We start from the raw sequence: 2473 nt of genomic DNA on the forward strand, positions 1-2473 counted from the left end.
ACATTAATTATATTAATTTTAACCAAATTAAATAGCCACAAATATAGTTTTATGGTAATCTGTAAATGTTACACTCTGTGAGTGTTTAACATTACTTCTTGTTGTCGCCTTGCAGACTTTAATTTTCGTCATTATTAAAGTATCTGCATAGGCGATTTTTTGTTTTTAAAAGACTTATGATGCTTATTAGTATAAAATATAGGTGAAATAAGAATATATGAGGAGGATTTTATGAAAAAAGTTGTAATTTTATTATTGAGTAGTTTTTTAATATTAACAGCATGCGGTAATAAAGACACTTCTTCAACTAAGGACGACAAAAAATCTGAATCAACACCTAAAAAAGAAAAAAGTCATAATACTAAAAAATCAGATAAAACAAAGACAGATACAAAAAAACAAAATAGCAACGATACAGTTAAAAATGAAAGCCAAAGTGCAAACAAAAAGAATAATCCTAAATCACAAGATGCTAAAAGAAATTCAGAACGTGTAGATGGTAAAGATGTAAATAAAAACAAAGATAATATCAACCCATCTGACAATGGTAATAAATAACTAAGTAATCTTCCAAGCTAATCTCAAAATATTCTAGATACTCAAAGTATCATTCAAACGAAAGTTATCGATATGAAATGTTACAACAATATTCACAAGTCATTCATTATTATGAGAAGCAATATTTCAATCATCACAAAAAGGATGTGCGGCTGCCAAAGTTAGATTTAAAGTCCAACTTTAACGCGTGCACATCCTCTTTAATTTATAATATCTCATCCAATTGTCTTACTATGATGGGTGTATATAAATAGCGGTACCCTTTTTTAGTAGGGTGAGCATCATCTGCCATCATTTCTTTATCACTTTTAGCTAATTTATTAATTTCCTCATTATTAAATATATCTATAATATGTATATCCCATTTTGTTCTAAGACGATGAAGCTGATTTACTAAATCTCGATAGTTTTCGTCGTTTTCTCTAATACAAGTATAAAAAATAATTGGGCAACGCCATTTCATTTGAACATACTTAATTATATATTCTATCGCGCCAATCGTCGTGTTAATATCGAAATCCTCTTGCTCAAACGATGAACTCATCTGACCTATTTCATACTCAAATCTCCCATCATTCGTCGATAACTGACAAACTACTGCATCAATTTTTGTATTCACAAAGTTTAATTTCTTCAGTCTATTCACGTAACTATCAGACTTGTCCCCTGCAAGCGTAGTCCCTGATTTAGCTTCCTTAATCCCCTTTACTTCATATTCAGTTGTTAAATATTCGACAAATGATATCCCCTTCGAAGCTGCACCATATGTAATTGAAGATCCTAAGAAAATAATCTTTTTACTATTAAGATTATCGTCATCCTTTTTCAAGTCGATTTTAGGATTATAGTAATCTTTATTACCATTGATAATATTGAAAATGTTCTTCAAAGACTTCATCAAAGTTGTCATTTCACTCAATATCATTTTCCCTTTTTTCATGCTTGTCTCCTTATATTTATATGTATGTAGAATTAAAGCATCGTATATATTCTTGAATGTTATTGTAACATGGTTATCATTTTCCAAATAAAAAAGCCCTCCGAAGAGGACTTTGAAAATTGTTATTACATTTTAACAACGTTTGAAGCTTGTTCGCCACGTTCGCCTTCAACGATGTCGAATTCAACGCTTTGACCTTCTTCTAATGATTTATAACCGTCTTCAACGATTGCTGAGAAATGTACGAATACGTCTCCGCCATCTTCTCTTTCGATGAATCCAAAACCTTTTTCTGCATTAAACCATTTAACTGTACCGTTATTCATATAGAATACCTCCGCGTGCTTTTGCACTAAATATTTGTAACAAATCCATTAATCAAAAGAGAATATTCTATAAAAATATTTCAACAATCAACTTCACGTGCTTTATTACTTAACCTCCACTATACGCTTATTTTGAGAAAAGTAAAGCCTTTTTAGTTAATTCTTCAAATTATTTATATTCTTGAAGTTTCTAAAGATAACAATTTATTATCAAACGTATATGAATGTTAATCCAAATGTAAATCATTCTAACGATTCTAATCACTTGCCTAATTATGGTAGTGACACACCTAAACCTGGTGAACATGTAGCGGGTTCTCCTGGCTATGATCCTAAAAAAGACCGTGACAAAGACGGTATATCAGGAGAAAAATAATTAGACCTACAGTTAGGAATTCACAATTATTAAAATATTTATTTTTTTGACACAAAGGAATCATATATTGTAATTAACGCATTTAATGACAAATCCTCCAATTCGTACTATAAGATAAACACATACTCAATTAATTGGAGGTGTTTCACATGTTCATCTTTGATTTATTAAAAAAAGGTATAGAATTCTTTAAAGACGTATTCAAATAAGACTGTTCTAGAGTAGTAGCAATACCCTTCTTCAATGAAGGGTATTTTTTACAAATTAATCCCT

General features: G+C 30.1%; 4 protein-coding genes. 2 read left to right on the top strand and 2 right to left on the bottom strand.

Going from position 1 to position 2473, the window contains the following annotated elements:
• The first annotated feature begins 231 nt into the window (after positions 1–231).
• A complete protein-coding gene (locus CD155_RS09960) occupies positions 232–558 on the top strand; it encodes a hypothetical protein (protein ID WP_103213236.1) in 327 nt (108 codons plus the stop codon).
• Positions 559–763: 205 nt separating this feature from the next.
• Here CD155_RS09960 and CD155_RS09965 read toward each other — a convergent pair whose 3' ends face one another.
• A complete protein-coding gene (locus CD155_RS09965; protein ID WP_103213237.1) occupies positions 764–1498 on the bottom strand; it encodes an SGNH/GDSL hydrolase family protein in 735 nt (244 codons plus the stop codon).
• 125 nt (positions 1499–1623) lie between these two features.
• Positions 1624–1824, bottom strand: a complete 201-nt coding sequence (locus tag CD155_RS09970) for a cold-shock protein (RefSeq protein WP_037541206.1) — start codon at positions 1822–1824, stop codon at positions 1624–1626.
• A 220-nt stretch (positions 1825–2044) separates the two neighbouring features.
• On the opposite strand from CD155_RS09970, the gene CD155_RS12830 reads away from it, so the two are divergent.
• Positions 2045–2200: an excalibur calcium-binding domain-containing protein gene (locus CD155_RS12830; RefSeq protein ID WP_141756874.1), complete on the top strand. Its 156-nt coding sequence runs from the start codon at positions 2045–2047 to the stop codon at positions 2198–2200.
• Positions 2201–2473: the final 273 nt, after the last annotated feature.

The sequence above is a fragment of the Staphylococcus caprae genome, from assembly GCF_002902725.1.
Lineage (GTDB): Bacteria > Bacillota > Bacilli > Staphylococcales > Staphylococcaceae > Staphylococcus > Staphylococcus caprae.

Bases quoted from the DNA above. Each gene is read 5' to 3' on its own strand.
- CD155_RS09970 (WP_037541206.1), bottom strand. From the start codon at position 1,824: ATGAATAACGGTACAGTTAAATGGTTTAATGCAGAAAAAGGTTTTGGA.
- CD155_RS09960 (WP_103213236.1), top strand. From the start codon at position 232: ATGAAAAAAGTTGTAATTTTATTATTGAGTAGTTTTTTAATATTAACA.
- CD155_RS12830 (WP_141756874.1), top strand. From the start codon at position 2,045: ATGAATGTTAATCCAAATGTAAATCATTCTAACGATTCTAATCACTTG.
- CD155_RS09965 (WP_103213237.1), bottom strand. From the start codon at position 1,498: ATGAAAAAAGGGAAAATGATATTGAGTGAAATGACAACTTTGATGAAG.